The sequence below is a fragment of the Deltaproteobacteria bacterium HGW-Deltaproteobacteria-4 genome (assembly GCA_002841765.1).
In the GTDB taxonomy this organism is placed as follows: domain Bacteria; phylum Desulfobacterota; class Desulfuromonadia; order Desulfuromonadales; family UBA2197; genus UBA2197.
Genome location: PHAV01000002.1, coordinates 1 through 17350 on the forward strand (window position 1 = coordinate 1; position 17350 = coordinate 17350).

The 17350-nt window shown below is 48.6% G+C and carries 10 protein-coding genes, 3 tRNA genes and 1 pseudogene; 1 reads left to right on the forward strand and 13 read right to left on the reverse strand.

Annotated features, from left to right (window positions below; all coding sequences use genetic code 11):
• Window positions 1-56 precede the first annotated feature (56 nt).
• The 11 genes and pseudogenes from CVU69_01385 to CVU69_01435 form a co-directional block, all read right to left on the reverse strand.
• Window positions 57-416 carry a hypothetical protein gene (locus CVU69_01385; GenBank protein ID PKN13361.1) on the reverse strand — a complete coding sequence of 120 codons (360 nt, stop codon included), beginning with the start codon at window positions 414-416 and terminating at the stop codon, window positions 57-59.
• Window positions 417-982: 566 nt separating this feature from the next.
• Complete coding sequence (locus CVU69_01390) at window positions 983-1636, reverse strand: hypothetical protein (protein PKN13362.1); 654 nt, start codon at window positions 1634-1636, stop codon at window positions 983-985.
• Window positions 1633-4425 (reverse strand): hypothetical protein, encoded by a 2793-nt coding sequence (locus CVU69_01395; GenBank protein ID PKN13363.1) that lies wholly within the window; start codon window positions 4423-4425, stop codon window positions 1633-1635. Before CVU69_01395 ends, CVU69_01390 begins: the two co-directional genes overlap by 4 nt.
• Before the next feature lie 196 nt (window positions 4426-4621).
• Window positions 4622-5335: a hypothetical protein gene (locus CVU69_01400; GenBank protein PKN13364.1), complete on the reverse strand. Its 714-nt coding sequence runs from the start codon at window positions 5333-5335 to the stop codon at window positions 4622-4624.
• Between the two features lie 168 nt (window positions 5336-5503).
• Window positions 5504-5968 (reverse strand): hypothetical protein, encoded by a 465-nt coding sequence (locus CVU69_01405; GenBank protein ID PKN13365.1) that lies wholly within the window; start codon window positions 5966-5968, stop codon window positions 5504-5506.
• Entirely contained in the window at window positions 5946-7736 is a 1791-nt protein-coding gene (locus CVU69_01410; GenBank protein PKN13366.1) for a hypothetical protein, read from the reverse strand. Before CVU69_01410 ends, CVU69_01405 begins: the two co-directional genes overlap by 23 nt.
• Before the next feature lie 113 nt (window positions 7737-7849).
• Window positions 7850-8962, reverse strand: a pseudogene (locus CVU69_01415) (nucleotidyltransferase).
• Window positions 8955-10112, reverse strand: a complete 1158-nt coding sequence (locus CVU69_01420) for an HNH endonuclease (GenBank protein ID PKN13367.1) — start codon at window positions 10110-10112, stop codon at window positions 8955-8957. Before CVU69_01420 ends, CVU69_01415 begins: the two are co-directional and overlap by 8 nt.
• Before the next feature lie 703 nt (window positions 10113-10815).
• A tRNA-His gene (locus CVU69_01425) sits at window positions 10816-10891 on the reverse strand.
• 68 nt (window positions 10892-10959) lie between these two features.
• Window positions 10960-11036: transfer RNA gene (locus CVU69_01430), tRNA-Arg, on the reverse strand.
• A 5-nt stretch (window positions 11037-11041) separates the two neighbouring features.
• Window positions 11042-11118 (reverse strand) — tRNA-Pro (locus CVU69_01435).
• A gap of 348 nt (window positions 11119-11466) precedes the next feature.
• Here CVU69_01435 and CVU69_01440 point away from each other — a divergent pair.
• On the forward strand, window positions 11467-13119 hold the full coding sequence (locus CVU69_01440) for a hypothetical protein (protein PKN13368.1): 1653 nt from the start codon (window positions 11467-11469) through the stop codon (window positions 13117-13119).
• Here the strand turns inward: CVU69_01440 and CVU69_01445 are convergent.
• Entirely contained in the window at window positions 13116-16085 is a 2970-nt protein-coding gene (locus CVU69_01445; GenBank protein ID PKN13369.1) for a hypothetical protein, read from the reverse strand. The genes CVU69_01440 and CVU69_01445 overlap by 4 nt on opposite strands.
• A 111-nt stretch (window positions 16086-16196) precedes the next feature.
• Window positions 16197-17297 carry an alanine dehydrogenase gene (gene ald / locus CVU69_01450; GenBank protein PKN13370.1) on the reverse strand — a complete coding sequence of 367 codons (1101 nt, stop codon included), beginning with the start codon at window positions 17295-17297 and terminating at the stop codon, window positions 16197-16199.
• Window positions 17298-17350 lie beyond the last annotated feature (53 nt).

Genomic DNA, 17350 nt, shown 5'->3' on the forward strand with positions numbered 1-17350 from the left:
TGGAAATCGGCACTCAATCAGTTTACGATCATCTTCGGCGACAGGATGCCGACTTATTAACCGACAAACCCATTTACACAAAATCCTTTACAGGCCCGGCCGAGATCAGCAGCATCGGAGTCATAGGTGAAGGTCAGCACGATCGCAATTTTTGGAAGCGCTGTGAGCACTACTTCCGGTGCGACTCCACTTTCTCGCAGCATCTTAGCTTCAACGAACTTGGATCGACTGCCTTCGGAAAAATCCTCAAGGCGAAAGCGAGGAGCATTTGCGCCGATGAAACGGTCGAACACATCGGTTAACGAGGTCTTGCCACTATTGTTTCTGCCGACGATCACCGTCGAGGTCTGTTCCAGCATGATCTCGACATCTTCAAGCAACCGGAAACCTTCAATCTTTACCTTCTCTATACGCATAATTCTCCTTAAGAGACAGGGATCACCGCCGATCAAGCTATAAAGCAACGCCCAGACCGGTGGGGGCTGGGCTAGGCGCTGCCCCCTGAGGGGGGACTCATTCTGATATGTTAAGCACAACTTCTTACAAAAATCTAACGAAATACCCTGATGGGCTATAATTCTTCCCCCTCACGGCCCTGTTTCCGAAACGAGTTATTTTTTTCGATGTCCTGCAAAATGGTAGAAGCGAGTAATTCAATGCCATCGGGCCTATCATGGACGACCTGGCCTTCTGCTTGCTTCCTGACTCAGCATTTTTGTGTGACTAAGGGGATTTATGTCTTTTTTGTATTAATCATTATGGAAGGATGAATAAGAGGCACAAGGAAGGAAGAGCACCACGGGCCTAAGTTCTGGCGTCTACTGGAAAAATTGATGCCGGATTATGAGAGTAAAACTTGGTTGGTCAACCTTCGATGCCGATAGAGGCAATAAATGGGTCAAATTCTCATTCTGATTAACATCTTGAGGCGAATCTAAAATTACTCTATGAAAAAGCGTCCCGAAGGAGCGTAGGTCGCTAATCAGGAACAGTGATCATATTCAATCAGCCGCTCTACCATTGAAACGAAGACTCTGCTCGCAGCCGCAAATGCCCCTCCCCCAAGTTCTGGATGAAATTGCACTCCATAAATTAGGCGATTATTCACCTTAATAATTTCACAACCATCAACTGACCATGCAAGACCCTTGAGGCTTCCTGAAATGCGTCTCAAGGCATAAAGATGCTCACCAAACGCATCAAAATCGGTTGCGCCATCAATACAATGGTCTGTATCCACCCATTGCACACGTACAGCACCAAATTTTTTTCGATCTAATTTCTCCAAATGACCTCCATAAGCATGCGCTATAACTTGAAAACCGTAACATATACCAATGACAGGTATTGTGGCACAACTCACAAGCGCCAATTCGCCTTGATTTTTCACTACACTGATAGGACGCCCCGGACTCAGTATAACTAGAGAATAGCCGCCAACATCAAGGGCGCCTGACAGAACACGACCACATTCAGTCCAATGTTTTATATCAACATCATACAAATTCAGCTTATCAATAATCAATTTGAGCGAATCACAATCATTATCAATGACCAATATGCGACGGCGCACAGAAGTTTTCCCTTTCCTCTCGCCAGAACAATGATGGGAATACACAAAATCAGTGTCTATCAAAGCCTATCTTTCAAGAAATCATCGACAATCTTCGCTAGAAGCTCGACCCGTCCCTCCTCCCATATGGAGAAATGATCTCCTGGTGTATCGGCAAAAACAGCACTTCCGCTGAAAAATTTTGCCCAATCTTTCTGCATTGAGGCGGGCTCATCCTTTGCGCTAATGAAGAGCATATCCGCACTCAAATTGTAAGTGTGCTGAGAGGGAGTGTACAATGCCTGAGCATCTGCGTCTGATCGCAACACATTGACATATCTAAGTAATTCTTCGAGTTCCATGTCGTCCCTAAATCGGGGGATAGCTCTCTTTCTGTCTTCTGGGAGCAAATTGATCAGATTTCTTGTCACAGATGTACGTACATCTTCACCCTCATGATTAAGGCGTGAAATGAACCATGCCCAAAGTCTATTTATATCTTGTGGCGAGTGGTTTCTTATCAGATCGTCGTATTGAGACCCCAGCAGCCTCCGAATTAGCGTAATTTCCGATTCAACAGAAAATCGCTCATCGTCACGGCGAGACACTTCGGGATCAAGAAGTGAGTAGTCCCGAACCATAGCGTTTCGATTATCGACCGTTCTCGTCGGCGGCATCGCATTGACAAGAATCAATGCTGTAGGTTGCAGTCCCTTGCGCTCCATTTGAGCTGCAATCTCAAATGCTCTTGTTGCCCCAAAACACCAACCAAGTATTACCGTTGGGCCTCCTCTACACTCTTCCTCAATTCCATTCAGATATTGTGCAGCCACGTCACTGATGGGAGCGTTCCGTGGAGCGATGGTTTTGTGTGACGTAGAGATGCCCCAGCACGTAACATCAGCCTGTAGAACCTCTGCAAATTGACGATAGGACGCGATTTCGCCAGCGCCGGCATGCACCGCGAACAAGCACCCTCTTCCCCGAGTGCCTTTGCGCATGAGAACAAGCGGATTGCTGCGCTGGCCCCGCGCTCCACGTCCGACCGTTAAGTGCTCTGCAATTTTTGCTAACTGCCTAACAGTACGATGACGGTAGACGTCTTCAGGGGTAACGAATATCTCGTGGCTCTGCTGAAGCTCAACGACAGCCCTAAATACATCAAGAGAGTCCCCTCCTAACGCAAAAAAATCATCACACACACCTACAAGATCACACCTTAATATGCTACGGAAGACACGGACCATAACCTCCTCCATTGCGCCTTCCGGGCATGAGTTGTGTGAAAAGTTCTCCAGCCTCTCTTTAATTATTGTATCAACATTTTCTGCCAACTTCAGCCTGTCAATCTTTCCAGAATCTGTTTTTGGAAGAGACTGCATTCTGAGGAAGTGCGCAGGAAGGCTGTGCAGCGGCAGGTAGTCAATAATGAAGGTAACAATATCCTCATCGTTAGTCCGATCCGATTGTAAATCAAAAAGCAGGCAAGCCGCGAGTGAAGGCGAGTCACCTCCATTAACTAAAACAACAGCACACTCTATAACGCCAGAAATACGGCGCAAAATGCTTTCAATCTCACCCAATTCTATTCTAACGCCATTTATTTTAATTTGAGTATCTGATCGACCGACAAATTCGAAGCAGCCGTCTGGCCACCTCCGACCTAAGTCGCCGCTTCTATAGACTCTACCGCTTTGGGTTCGAGGATCTACGGTAAAAGACCTTGCCGTCTTCTCAGGGTCGTTGAGATATCCGAGCGCCAAGTAGTCGCTCTTGTACACAAGCTCTCCCAATGTACCGTCAGATACTGGAACCCCATTTGTATCAATCACGATCACATCAGTGTGGGACACAGGATAACCTACCGGAACATATCTAGATATTAGATCTACATCTGTATTTTTATCCGCAACATACTGAAGCGTTACCGTTGATTCAGTCGGCCCAAGGCCGTTAATAAAGCGACAATGCTCTGGAAAATGAGACTTGTATGCACTGACGTCAGTTGGACAAACTGGCTCCCCACCCAAAACGACTAGCCGGACTGTTTCAAGAATTTCTTTTTCTGACAGTTGACCAATCAACCTCCTAAATAAAGTTGGGACAGAATGATAAATTGTTATCTTATTATTTTTTATAAATTCATCAATACCGAAGCCATCACTAGCGTACATATCAAACGGATATAGCGCCGCACCGTTCATCAGCGCACCAAGTACGTCCATTATAGCTGCATCAAAGCAAAATTTAGAAAACATACTCAGCCTATCAGCGGGATTAATTCTAAGACTTTCCGTATACACTTGATTAAAGTGGAGAGCATTCTTATGGCTTTGAATTACTCCTTTTGGTATTCCTGTGGAGCCAGATGTATATAGGATGTAAGCTGGAGAGGTGGGGGGGGGCGCAGGGAGGGGGAAAGGTTGGTAGTTATTTTTGGATGCCAAATCGTCAACCACAATAACCTTGGTTGGCGTCGCAGCAGAAAGACGCTCTGCAAGTGGGCGGTTTGACGAGTCTGTAAAAATAATTGACGCCGCCGAATCTATTAAAATAGAACGGAGGCGATTGAATGGGTACGCCGGATCAACGGGCACGTAAGCATAGCCAGCCTTAAGCGCTGACAGTATACCTTCAATCATTGAATGGTTATGCGAGAACAAGAGGCAGCAAGTTGAGAAACCCATTACTGTCTGAAGCGGCGGACCAGGAATGCTGCTAACAATTTCATTAACTCTGTGGCTGAGTGCCTCATAAGAGACACTGTGAGAACTCGTCACGACGGCAAGATTTTGTGGAAACATCTCAACAACCTGCTCGAACCTAGCAATGATGGTTTGGTTGATAGCACTCCTGTGATTTTTCACGACCATTCCCCCACTTTCTGACCTGATTTTTCAGAAGCATTCACCCACCCAGGCAGGATTATTCACCCGGCGCTCTGTTCAACGGTGCGGGGCGCTCTCGAATGCGGACCGAGTGGTGACGTGAAAAACCCGGTTTTTCAGGTAATCCATGATCACTTTTCGGTCCTCCATGTTTCTTTTTTCGATAATCATCTTATTCACGCTAACGGTTAGGGGTTTGCTGCTTGACGGCACCACCCCGTTTTTCGGCCTTCTGCACATCCAGATCGTAACCGATTTGCCAAAAATACATGTCTACTAGCTTCATCATTGGGTAGCGGAAGCCGGTAACATCTTGAATTTCCTTTTGTACCTCCGAAAGCTCGTCAAAATTAGAGGCGCAAAAGTCACTAATCCGCTGAATGAACTGCTGGTTTAGGTAGGAAAACGGAAGGCTACTCTTCTTAAAACCATCAATAAAGAAACGATCACAGGCCGGCAGACAGCCAAATGTCCCGAGAATTATTTTAGTCACAAGTGTATCAGTAGGCTGTTGGGAGCCTTCCTTCACAAAAGGTTTATAAGTCGCTCTAATTGCGTTTATGGCATCCATTATAAGCGGTCTAAGGTTCGTGTCGTCATATCCAGTACCATATTCATGTTCCCATAGTGGCTTGAATCTATCCTCCGCAAGCAGATCTATTACCCCACGATGGACTGTGTACGCGTGTTGCAGGAGAAAACTCGAACCTCGATACATCCCCCAGCTTGCCAAATAGAAACCTAGTTGCAGAGCGGCATGATCCCGCTCGCAGTCTATGTTTTCGGGGGCAAGTTGTCTGAAATAATTATAGCAATACTCCCATGAGCGATATCGATGGTGTAGATCCTCTCTGAGGGGTAGATGAAAAGAGCCTATTGTGGATTTGATTTTCATGTTTCGTCCTATTTTGCCGAACGCCCAAAGCCTGACCTGCTGTTTGTCAGGCCGGTCTTGGCGCAGGCTTTAAAACCTTTCGCAAAAGAGGCTACTTCTAGTTGCAAATATTCTTCATCAGATAATTTCATATGTAGTCGTCCCAGAAATAATGTAACTCAATTTTCACTACTCTTCTTGGATCACGACCCCATCGAAAGGTGCTTTGTTCGGTCTGTATACTGTGACATTGCCAAGAAGTTGTTTATTATTGGTAAGTTTCACAAGGAGAAGCACGACGAAACGTGCTCCGAACTGAGGATCTGCCACCATATCATTCATTGTTGCGTGGTCCTGTCCGCTTGGCGACAGAGCAAATGAGTGGTGAGAGTGCCATTCGCCTAAATAATTGTACCTTGTATAGTCGTGAGTGGTGGAATCAAAGAATGCCCGTAAGGGGGCAATAATCTCTTCAACGATTCTTATAAACGCAGAAAATGTACCCATTTTCCGCTGTATAGTCACCTCTTTAACACTGAAGGTGTCGAGCCCGACGTGTTCTCCCATCAAGATGCCACCAATCTCACGTGGCCCAGCTTTCTCCAAGGCTTCGATCAACTGAGAGACGATTTTATGTGGCACTAGTAGTTGCATTGTCGTGCCTTTCAAAGAGCCCTTGCAGGAATGCGACATCTTCAAGCCCAAGCTCTGAATTCTTGTCATCATCCCATCCAGCCACTGTATATGACTCCATAGAAATTGGAATTGTGTCGAATGGGGCTTCGAAGACCCACTCTTTTGCCAATCCAATCATGTACATCGAATATGGAAATTTTGAGCTCTCATATGGGGTAAAGCAGTCAGGGACAAAGCGAGCTGCGTGATGCGAGATGATGGCGATATCGGCATCTGAGGCTATAAGCACTTCCCCTTTTTCGTTTTCTGCCTCGTAGTTTTCTGGAGTTGGCCCAAAAGCAATGCAAGGATTATCGGTACAGTAGCTGAGGTAGGCTCCTCGCATGTCTTGAGGAGTTGGATCTATTCTTGGTCGGCTCCGCGCGATCATCCCCCCCATTCCACCACCGAACACTTCCATCCACACCATGGGACGGCAGGCGGTCCTGGCGACTGCCGCCAAGAGGTTGAATACCCTTGGGCTCGCTGTCGCATCGATGATTAAGTCACATGTAGCTAAGCGGTTAAGAACTCCATTGACAGCGGCGTTAGATTCTTGTCCTGAGATGTGCAGTTGGGAGGTCTCAATGTGAGCGCTGGGTTCAACCAGGCTAAGGGCAACCGTCATTGCGTCTACCTTATGCTGAACCACCCCCTGCCAGTCCAATGCATGCCGCTGGAGATTTTCCGGCAACAGAATGTCATGGTCAACTAAATAGAAATTTCGAACGCCCATACGTACTAGGCTCATGGCCATTTTGCTGCCAGCCGAGCCCAACCCCACGATACCAATTGTCTTGTCTTTCAAATCATCCCAGTCGGGAGAACGAACCTGAACGGAAGTGGCTTCAGAATGCACCTTTGAAAACGCTATGACCTTATCTCCTGACAGCACGATGAAGAGGTGCAATTGTCCTGCTCCATCCATGATCAGTACACCAGCTATGCTCTTATTGAAACCATCCACAGGTGAAGTGCCATCTGTGGCGAGGAACTTTACCTCTTCCATATCGACTAGAAGAGCTCGAAGTTCTTCCAGCTTGCTTAGCTGACCAATGGTCTTTTCATCAACGTCAGTTTTGAACCAGACACCGGAATAAAGATCTTTGTCTTCCGCTCCCGGCAAAGTCGTTGGGATCTGTTCATCCTTCCAGGTGCTGCCTCCAATCAGCATGGCTTCGTGGATTAGTGCTACCCAGCTCTTACTCATCCTGAATGAAAATTTAAAGCTCCCTATTGCACGTTCAGGCTGTGAAACAAAATAATCGGTGAGAGCCTTACTCGCATACCACCTCATTAGTTTTGAACGCAACTCTTGACCCACGGTCAGAAAGTGACGCGTTGATGCTAGCACTGGTACCTCAGGGCGATCTTCTCCAAGGGGGTTCTCAATGTCGAACAACCTGTGTGCGCTTTCCAACATCTGAACTGCGGTGATATCTCGATGCCAATTATCTGGACCCCACTCTAGGCAGAGTGGGCCATCTGCCCCACCATACTGATGGCCGGAAACCCGGTGCTGCATGTTCAAGGGGCGAACAACAGCGGGAGCATCGGGGTATAGGGTGGGAAAGGAAACTCGAACTTCGTAATCATGCCCATGTGCACGAATGACTGCGTCGAGGCAGAGCTCACCGTCTATCCGCCAATCAATGCCAACAAGCCACCCTGCCGAGCACGACAGCTCATCTATAGCCGTGCGCTCCAACTGGAGTCTTTCTGGATCTCTCAAAAACCATGGCATCATATATGTTCACCGAGTCATGCAAAGCCTGCCGGCTTTTGCGGAGTGAGTGCTTTATTAGGGAAGCTCAGTCCGGCAGGAGCGACAGCAGGCTTGAGTAGTCCGCCGCACAGACTGATCCCAAGTATGCTGCTGAGCTCCTTCGCGTTGAGCGAAACACCAAGATTGTCCTTCGACATCTCGACTATCACTTCTGGTTTGCGCTCATTTCCGATGGCGTAAAAATCTAGCTGGGCCTTTCGTAGCCATGCCCAGAAGTTCTTTTCAAGATTTTGGCTGCTGGCCCACCTATCTGTAAAATCCTCGGCTGGGTTGACTGGATTTGGTACACGAGGTGTGGTGGGATTTACCAATGCTTGCATGTTGGACAAAATTGTGTCCAGTGCATCGGCAATCTCGGATTCACCCTGATAGGCCCTAGCTGCAAGTGTTGTGATGATGATGGACGCCGGCTTTTCGTCCGGGTCGTTCGCAAACATAATGTCTCTGTGACGCTTCAACATCTGAACACATCTCTGCAAGGGGGATTTCCAACGATATGTAGGAAGATCATCGACTTTCGCAGCTTTAGCAAGCAGAGCGCGGCTCTCCATCAAGGCTGTGGCAAGTTTCATACGGAACTCGAACCAGAGAGCAAATCCCTCCGAGTTACTTAATCGCCAGTCATCATGGATGAATGTATAGTTCCGCATCCGGTCATCGGTGATCGAACCCGTCAAATTAGCAAGGAGAAAAGCCTGCTCATCGGGAACTTTTGTTCGTACAATCGCTTCTTGGATGGCCCGGCGCCGCTCCAATGATTCAGGTATGGATGGGACTATATCCATGTGAAACTTTAACGTATCCGCATACTTCAACCTCCAACAGCGGTGCTTTTCCTCCATTCCATCTTTGATTCCACGCGCGACTCGATATTCTTCAAGGTCAGATCCGACAAGTTCCTTGAGCTGTTTCTGGGTATGAGTAGCTTTCGTGATGCCACCCAAGAGCCGGCAGCCCATGTCAAGATCGTAATCTCCATCGCTGTCCACTGGGCGGATTACGGTTCCAAGCCGAAAAGAGCCCTGAGAATGAATGTGCGGGGCAAATGTGAAACAATGAGCTTCCTTCCGACCAAACCATTCGCCCAGGTCTTTGTATCTCGCTTGGGCCTTTTCGTAAGCAGAGTCAGGGATATCGATGGATTCGGCGATCTCTTCAATGATGCGATTTCTAGGGATGTTATTCATGGTTGGTTCCCCCAATTTCTAATGCGTAGATAAACTTTTTTTGCTGGTTGTTATTGTCATAAATGATCCATGGCCCGTCAGCCTTTGGCATCCGAACTCGACCAATGTCGACAGCACACGCGACGGGCATTGCTGGAAAAATTGCCAACGGCGTATGTTTTCCGTGCACGATACCTATGTCAACGATGAGTTGGCGAACGGTTGATCGAAATTGTGAAAGCTGCTCTTTGGACTTCAAGAAGTCGTTGTTCGGATTCTCAATTGTCAACTCCCAGATGGAAACTTCTTCACCTAAAACTGCGATGATTCGCGATGGTGCAATGTTGTCGCTCAATGAAATCACTAGAGCGGGAGGATGAACTGTAGATTTTGGCCGGTTAATTTGAAATGCGAAATCTGCTGGGCCATTTTGCCATTTCCAAGATTGGTAGGGTTCCCGGTGAAGTTGATAGGTTTGCGCAGGCACTTTATCCGTCAACAGAGAGCCCAAAAAAATCATCAAAGGTATAGGTGCCAAGGCAAACAGCGAAAGATGTAGGCAATCACTGTTGTCAAGATTTGGCCGAAGTTGGCGATTGAATGCACTCTTCAGATTAGTGATCTCTGTTCTCCAGAAAGCATCATCATGGTCCCTACCTTCCCAGTTCATCGAAAGGTAGATGGGACGTTCTTCTGACGGATACCAATCTGGGAAAAGCGCATCATGTGCCGCAGCCGGTTGCAGTAATGATTTCTCCTCTCCAATATTTGCTCCGTAGAGAACAACGAGAGATTTTTTGGTAGGGTCTACTCCCGTGACTATTGCGATACGCTTTTCATGCTCTTCCTTCCATCTAATGAGCAGGTTAGCTGAGTAGCGATCACCTTGAATGTCCTGGTCAATAGTTTTGTGGCAGTCGTGACAGACCAGCATCAAATTGGAAATTTCGTTAAGTTGCTTCTTATTCGCAACAAATGGTCCCCAACCCCGAGGTCCGGATTGAGAAAATGAGTAGATGTGGGCTTTCTCTGATATGTTCACCGGCTCTTGTGTTACTGGCGATCTAAACACGAAACGATTGCATCCATCGAATTGGCAACGTCCTGCGGAACGGGCCCAGAGTTCCCTCTCAACTTCGGGTTTGATGTATCTGGTTACTTCCTTAGCCATTTGGTTATTCCTTCACAGAGAAAACAGCAGATCAGAAATTTCTCAAATACTACATCTAGGTGCATTTCTTATTTATGGGCACAACATACGGTATAGAAACACATATTGTCAATGACTAATGAAAAACTGAAAATGCAAACAATTGGAATTTAATCTTTAGGCAAGAACTGATGGAAATCAGGGAAGAAACATTAGAGAAGTGGTTGTTCCTAAAGGCTTTTGCGTTGAAGATGGTACCGACCACAGGCCGTCGATAACGTGATCTTGTTCATTGAGGGGAGGGGGGCAACTTCAGAATATTAACAAAATAAAAAACCGCTATCGGCTCAGTGGCGACAGCGGTTTATATGGTTATATAAATTTACATTTTTGAATCAGTGTCAATACACAACTAAAAATCGAAAGCTAAAAATTAATAAAAGCTTAAATACTTATTTAATAACAGGCGATTATCGACCATGAAGATAGGAAGAAAATCTAAAACCAATACACAACTAAACCTTACCCCCCATAAGAACCCCTACGGTTACCCGCTGGATCCTAAGTCCAGTGCGTCTGCCAGTTCCGCCACTCTCGCTTGAAAGATCTCCATTGACATAGCCCGGCAAGGAGGCATTCTCCATCTACTGTGCAGTCTCAATGAATCATAAAAAAGGGATCTGACCGGTGCAATAAAGAAGCGATCAGATCCCGCTTTTAAGATTGGGGTGAATGATGGGGCTTGAACCCACGACACCTGGAGTCACAATCCAGTGCTCTACCGACTGAGCTACATCCACCATGAAAGACGCCGAATATACTCGAAAAGTACATTTTCTGTCAAGGGTCAAACAAATTCGTTGAAAAATGGTGTGCCCGGTAGGGCTCGAACCTACGACCCTGTGCTTAGAAGGCACATGCTCTATCCAACTGAGCTACGGGCACGGAGTTGGTCGGGGCGAGAGGATTCGAACCTCCGGCCCTCTGGTCCCAAACCAGATGCGCTACCAGACTGCGCTACGCCCCGACGCCGAGTTTAGTAACATAGGGTATGACATTATTGCAACAAAAATTCCGGTGTGAAACAGTAGAATTCTTTCTTTGTGCAGTAGCTACTTGATTAAGCGCCGGTGCATGAGGACGTTGGCAAAAAGATAGACATGACACTGTACTTGGGACACGAGAATCATATTGCCGTTTTCAATAAGAGAGGCAATGCCCGCAATGACTGGTCAGTAAAGAATGTCAAGGTGCTTTCCTTCTCTGAGATTTTTTGCGCTCGCATAAAAAATTTAAATTTGCTATATTTTAAAGGTAGATACAGGAAGTTAATCTGAAGTTCCTAATCATCCCCACTTCAAGTTAAGGAATCTCCTTGATTAAGATTCTAACTCGTACATGTTTTTTTATTGCAATACCTTATCTCTATTTCCTTGTGGGTTGGCTCAACTTCAGGCAGGCCGGGAAGAGCGCTACCCTTGGTGCCCTGGCCATCCTGGCTCTTTCGTCTTGGATGTACAGAAACGGCAAGGAGAGTCGACGTGGCCGTCTTGCAATCCTTTTTGTTGCTTTGCTGTTCTTGATTATAATTGCTTACCAAGGCTTTCTCCGTGATCTTTTTGGTGTTGCCCAGGACAATGCTCTGGTCATGGAGGCGATTTTCGGTACGAACGGCGGTGAGTCATACGAATTTGTTTTGCAGAACTCGTATGCTTTTTTAAAGCATTTGTCGGTCCTTTTGGGTGTTTTTACGCTCTTTGCACTCTTTGTTTTTCGCCAACCGCAAGCTTCTCTGAAAACAGGTTTTTTTCACACCGAATCGCGGCGGCGAACCCTGTCTATTGTCTTGATCTCCCTTTTTATTTTGACCCATCTCAACTCGACGATGCGCAAAGAAAATCCTCTCCTTTATTTCCCCCTCCGCTATATCAAGTGGAAGAAGAATGTCGATGCGACGCGCCTCGTTCACGAGCGTCTCGCCGGTCGGTTGGGCAATGATAAATCCCTGGCCGGAATGTCTTATGCCGGCAAAGGCAATCGTACTGTTGTCTTTCTGCTCGGAGAAAGCTCAACCCGTCTTAACTGGTCACTTTATGGCTATCCCCGTAACACCAATCCCGAGTTGCAAGAGATCGAGGGGCAGTTGTTGAAATTTTCCGACGTGGTCACGACGGATGGTTCGACGGTTCTGGATATGCAGAAGATTCTGACCCCGGCAACAAGGACCGAACCGAATCTTTTTCAGGAGCGGCCAAATATCCTGACCATTGCCCGCAAAGCCGGCTACAAAACTTTCTGGATTACTAATCATAGTACCGATATGACGGGTCTCATTTCGATCTTCGCCACTAGTGCCGACAAGACTGTCAATGCCAACCGTGGTGGTTCCCGTAGTGAGGGCTCATACGATGAAGTTGTTTTGCCTCATCTTCAGGAAGCGCTGGCCGACCCTGCGCCGTTAAAATTTATTTTAGTTCATATGCTCAACGCCCATCCTGCATACTCTTTTCGTTATCCGGGTAATTTTGCCCGTTTCGATAATGTAAACGACCAGATTCAGGAGGAGTTGCAAAGCGCAGGGCGGCCAATCTGGTCGCGGGATCTGCGTGATGAATATGATAATGCCATTCTCTACAGTGACCACATTTTGCGAAGGAGTCTTGCGCTTTGTGAAAAGCATCCTGATCAGGAAGTCGCCTGGCTTTATGTCCCCGATCATGGTGAAGATGTTGCTCATTACAGTAGCTTTGTCGGACATAACCCTCGAGTTCTGGCGATGTTTGAAATCCCCATGCTCCTTTGGCGTTCATCTGCCTTTAAACGGGGAAGGATAGAAGATTCAGTCCTTTCCGTGCGTCCGTATCAGACCGATCAGCTAGATCATACGTTGCTCGGTTTAATGGAGATAAAGGGGGATTATTACGATGGTCGTCGGGATATCCTCTCGGAATCATTTGCCCCTTTACCGCGTTTTGTGGCCGAAAAGGCCTATCATGCAATCCCGGGGAAGAGGAAAAAGAGCGCTTAAATAAGCTTGTTACTGAGGTGCGTGGTACAATTTTTGTTCATAACCCGTATCATCTCATGCGCCAACTCCTTGATCGTAGCCGGTTTGCTTAGATAGCCATCAAAACCCATTTGCAGATACTTTTCACTGTCCCCCTTGAGAGCGTTAGCTGTCAGGGCAATGACGGGAAGATGCTTTCCACTTTTCTCTTCCCGCTGACGGAGGATACAAAGCGCCTTGTCACCACCCATCACCGGCATCTGGATATCCATCAGGACCAGGTCGAATATGTCAGAATTTATAGCTTCAAGCGCAGCCCTACCATTTTCGACGACCGCAACCTCATGCCCCATCTTTTTCAAAAGTGCCGTGGTGTAATGAAAGTTGGTCGGGGTATCCTCCGCCAACAGGATCATCAGGGGCGGCCCATCCCGCAACAGGGGAGTTTTTTCTGGTTGTTGTTCTGTTGCTATGTGGCGAACTGCGACAGCTAAGGGGAGTCGCAGGACAAAGGTGCTTCCGCCCTCCTCCTGACTTTCCACGTGGAGACGGCCTCCCATCAGTTCCGCGAGGCGCCGACTGATGGTCAACCCTAGACCCGTACCGCCATAGCGACGGGTGGTGGTACTGTCTACCTGCGTAAATGGTTCGAAGATATATGCCTTCTTTTCTGCCGGTATGCCGATCCCGGTGTCTTGCACGGCTATATCCAGCAGAACATTGGACCCACTGTGCTCTATCAAGGAAACATCAATCTTGATAGTCCCTTTTTCGGTAAACTTGATGGCATTGCTCAGCAGGTTGAGAAGCACCTGTTTGATCCGCATTGGATCTCCGACCAGTGCATCGGGAACCTCGACAGGGATGTCGATACTGTGCGTGAGTCCCTTGTTAATAATATGCAACTTTTGAGTTGGAATCAATTCGGTGATGCAGTTGCGCAGGCTGAAGGATTCCAGGGTGATATCGAGTTTTTCCGCTTCGATCTTTGAAAGATCGAGGATGTCGTTGATCAGGGTCAGCAGGTTATTTCCCGAGGTGTAAATCTCTGAATTATACTCCTGCTGTTCGTCTGACAGATCAGTATATTCCAGCAACTCGCTATAACCGAGGATGACGGTCATCGGGGTACGAATTTCGTGGCTCATGTTGGCTAGAAATTCGCTCTTTGCCCGGTTGGCCGCTTCAGCTGCCTGTTTGGCTGCCAACAGTTCGGTTTCAACTAACTTGCGAGCTGTGATGTCCTGGTGCGTTCCCGACATTCTCAGGGGATTGCCATCCGCCATCCACTCCACCACCTGCCCGCGATCAAGAATCCAGACCCATTCGCCATTTTTGTGACGCATTGGAGCTTCAAATTCGTAGTAATCCAGTTCCCCTCGAAAGTGGCGTTCCAGCAGTTCTCCTCCCGTTTTAAGGAAATCCGGATGGGCATGTTTCATCCAGGTTTCAATCGAAACGGGTGACAGTTCTTCCAACGTGTAGCCGATGATCTCAGCCCAGCGTTCATTGAAGGCCGTTTCTCCTGTCTGGACATTCCATTCCCATGTTCCGACATTGGTTCCTTTAATGATGTTGGCCAAACGCTGGCGCTCCTCATCCAGCGCATCCTCCGCCCTCTTGCGCTCGGTGATGTCACGAACCGTGGCAACAACCTCTCCTTCCCCGCCTGGGCACATGCGGGCTGAGAACCAATGATGAGAACCATCAGGTAAAATCAGATCGTATTCGAATTGCACTGAACTATTGTCTCTGAGAATGCTCTGCTGTGCCGCCGCCGCTTTGGCGGCGACCTCCGGTGGGAGGATTTCATGGATTGTACGGCCGATGAGAGAGTCGGGAGGAACTGCCAGTTTTTCCGATTCAGGTGCGTGGTAATCAAGGAATTTCAGGTTGTTGTCGAGGCGGAAGACCATGTCGGGGATGGCGAAAAAGAGCGCGCGAAGTCGGCTCTCGCTGGTCGACAATTCTCGAACTTTGCTTTGCACGGTGCGACGTAGAGTGATGGTCCAGGCCAGGAGAAAAAGCGCCGTCAGGGTGATGACTCCGAACGCCATCAGCAGTACGCGTGAAAGCGGCGCGAAGGGAATCTCTTCCCCCTGCCAGTGTCTCATGATCGCTTGCTTTTCCTGCTGGCTGATCTGCTCGAATCCTTTGTTGACCATGTCCAGGGTCTTAGTGTCACCCTTATGTACTGCCCGATGAAATTTGCCGACAGTGAACGGCTCGGTCTGGTGAAAGTTGTCGGCAATGGCGTATTTGTGAAGGAAGAACATCGCCGGGGGGCGATCGACGACAAAGACGCTGACCTTTCCACTGGCTGCCGCCTGAACGATTGATTCGTAACTCGGATACTCCATCACCGGAGAAATTCCGGCTTCCCGTAACATTTGAGTTGTAGCCCCTCCGCTTTTCGCTGCCACCGGGAACCCATTCAGACTGCTTATACCTGATATCCCCTTGATTTCGGCACGAAAGAAAATCGGCACCTCGATTCTTGTATGGGGTGGTGAAAAGTCGTACTTCTGAAGACGGGATGGGGTCATAAACAGAGTATCAATTACATCGTACTCCCCTGCGTCCATACGGCGTTGCGCCTCGGCCCAGTCCATTGCGTCTAACTGTACCGGAACGCCGGTCTTCTCTTGCCACAAGTGCCATTCATCAACAAGTATCCCTTGCAGGGCACCATCGGCAGCACGAAAAATGAAGGGAGGATAGTTATCATCCATCACCACACGTAAAGGTCTATTTCCAGCGTTGACTGGTGACGTAATGATCAAGAGGGCGGCCAGCAGGAGGAGGACTTGACGGAAAAAGTTGTAAAAAACGTGGTTGTATGGTGCCGTATTCAGATAGGAGGGGAAACACAGGAGAGAAAATCTACGAGCAGATTGGGCTTGAAAACAGATCCGGTCCCTACGACTGTTGATGGAATTTGCGCACAGGATCCTGCGTGGTGAAATTACGAGCTGTTTTTTTATCATTTTTCCTCCGATCGCTGAAGGATTTTAGTTTAAATACAGAAGGTAAAACAAGGATTTTAGATAGCAGGATCTTTTACAGCAGGATACTGCGCGGGTTGAGGAAATAGTTGATTACTTGTGGTCCGGCTCTGCGCCGGCAGCATAAGCGGCGGCAAGAGCGGGATGAATGATGGCTCCGGCGCGGAGATTGAGGGCCGTAGCCAATGGGCGGGAGCTACGCAGTGATTCGTCAACGCCAGATTTTGCCAGCTGGCGGATGTAGGGGAGGGTGGCGTTGGTCAGGGCGAGAGTCGAGGTGCGAGGGTAGGCGCCGGGCATGTTGGCGACGCAGTAGTGAAGGATGCCGTTGACCTCGTAGACCGGATTGTCATGAGTCGTGGGGCGGCTGCTGGCGGCGCACCCGCCTTGATCGATGGCGACGTCGACAATCACCGTGCCGGTGCGCAGAGTTTGTAATCGCTCACGGGTTATTAGCAGTGGGGTGCGGCCCCCGGTGCTGTAGAGAGCGCCGATGATCAGATCGGCACGGCTAAGCTCCTCTTCAAGAGTATCGTCGTTAAGGATGCGGGTTTGGATCGTTCCGGAGAACTGACGATCAAGTTGTCGCAACCGTTCCGACCCGCGGTTGAGAACAATGGTCTCCATCCCGAGGCCGATAGCAATGCGCGCTGCCCCCTGCCCGACAACGCCGGCACCGAGGATGAGGGCCCGCGCCGGGGGGACCCCGGGGACACCACCGGGAAGGAGTCCGCTGCCGCCATACGGGCGTTGCAGATAGAAGGCACCTACCAGCGGAGCCATGCGTCCGGCGATCTCGCTCATCGGCGTGAGAAGAGGGGTTCGTCCTCCTTCCTCCAGGGTTTCGTAAGCAAAAGCGGTGAGATTACGTTTGAGGAGGAGGTTGACGAGGGGACGGTTGGGAGCAAGGTGGAGATAGGTGAAAAGAATCTGCTGCGGTCGCAGCAATTCGTATTCTGCAGGGAGGGGCTCTTTGACTTTGATCAGCAGCTCACTCCGGGCAAAGAGTTCGAGCCGGGTCACCAGCGTCGCTCCGGCGCTGGCGTAGTCGTCATCGTCAAAGCCGCTCCCTGTTCCGGCGTCGTGCTCGACCAGAACCATGTTCCCGTCCCCGGCAAGTTGTCGCACTCCGGCGGGAGTCATCCCGACCCGGTATTCCTGAGCCTTTATTTCCCGTGCGACGCCAACAATCATCCCTTTTCTCCTTTTTATTCATTGTTCAAGGGGCACTGCGAGAATCAGGACAG

Excerpts from the sequence above, each read along its gene's own strand:
- CVU69_01385 (PKN13361.1), bottom strand. The coding sequence starts at position 416 with ATGCGTATAGAGAAGGTAAAGATTGAAGGTTTCCGGTTGCTTGAAGAT.
- CVU69_01395 (PKN13363.1), bottom strand. The coding sequence starts at position 4,425 with ATGGTCGTGAAAAATCACAGGAGTGCTATCAACCAAACCATCATTGCT.
- CVU69_01400 (PKN13364.1), bottom strand. The coding sequence starts at position 5,335 with ATGAAAATCAAATCCACAATAGGCTCTTTTCATCTACCCCTCAGAGAG.
- CVU69_01405 (PKN13365.1), bottom strand. The coding sequence starts at position 5,968 with ATGCAACTACTAGTGCCACATAAAATCGTCTCTCAGTTGATCGAAGCC.
- CVU69_01410 (PKN13366.1), bottom strand. The coding sequence starts at position 7,736 with ATGATGCCATGGTTTTTGAGAGATCCAGAAAGACTCCAGTTGGAGCGC.
- CVU69_01420 (PKN13367.1), bottom strand. The coding sequence starts at position 10,112 with ATGGCTAAGGAAGTAACCAGATACATCAAACCCGAAGTTGAGAGGGAA.
- CVU69_01445 (PKN13369.1), bottom strand. The coding sequence starts at position 16,085 with ATGATAAAAAAACAGCTCGTAATTTCACCACGCAGGATCCTGTGCGCA.
- ald (PKN13370.1), bottom strand. The coding sequence starts at position 17,297 with ATGATTGTTGGCGTCGCACGGGAAATAAAGGCTCAGGAATACCGGGTC.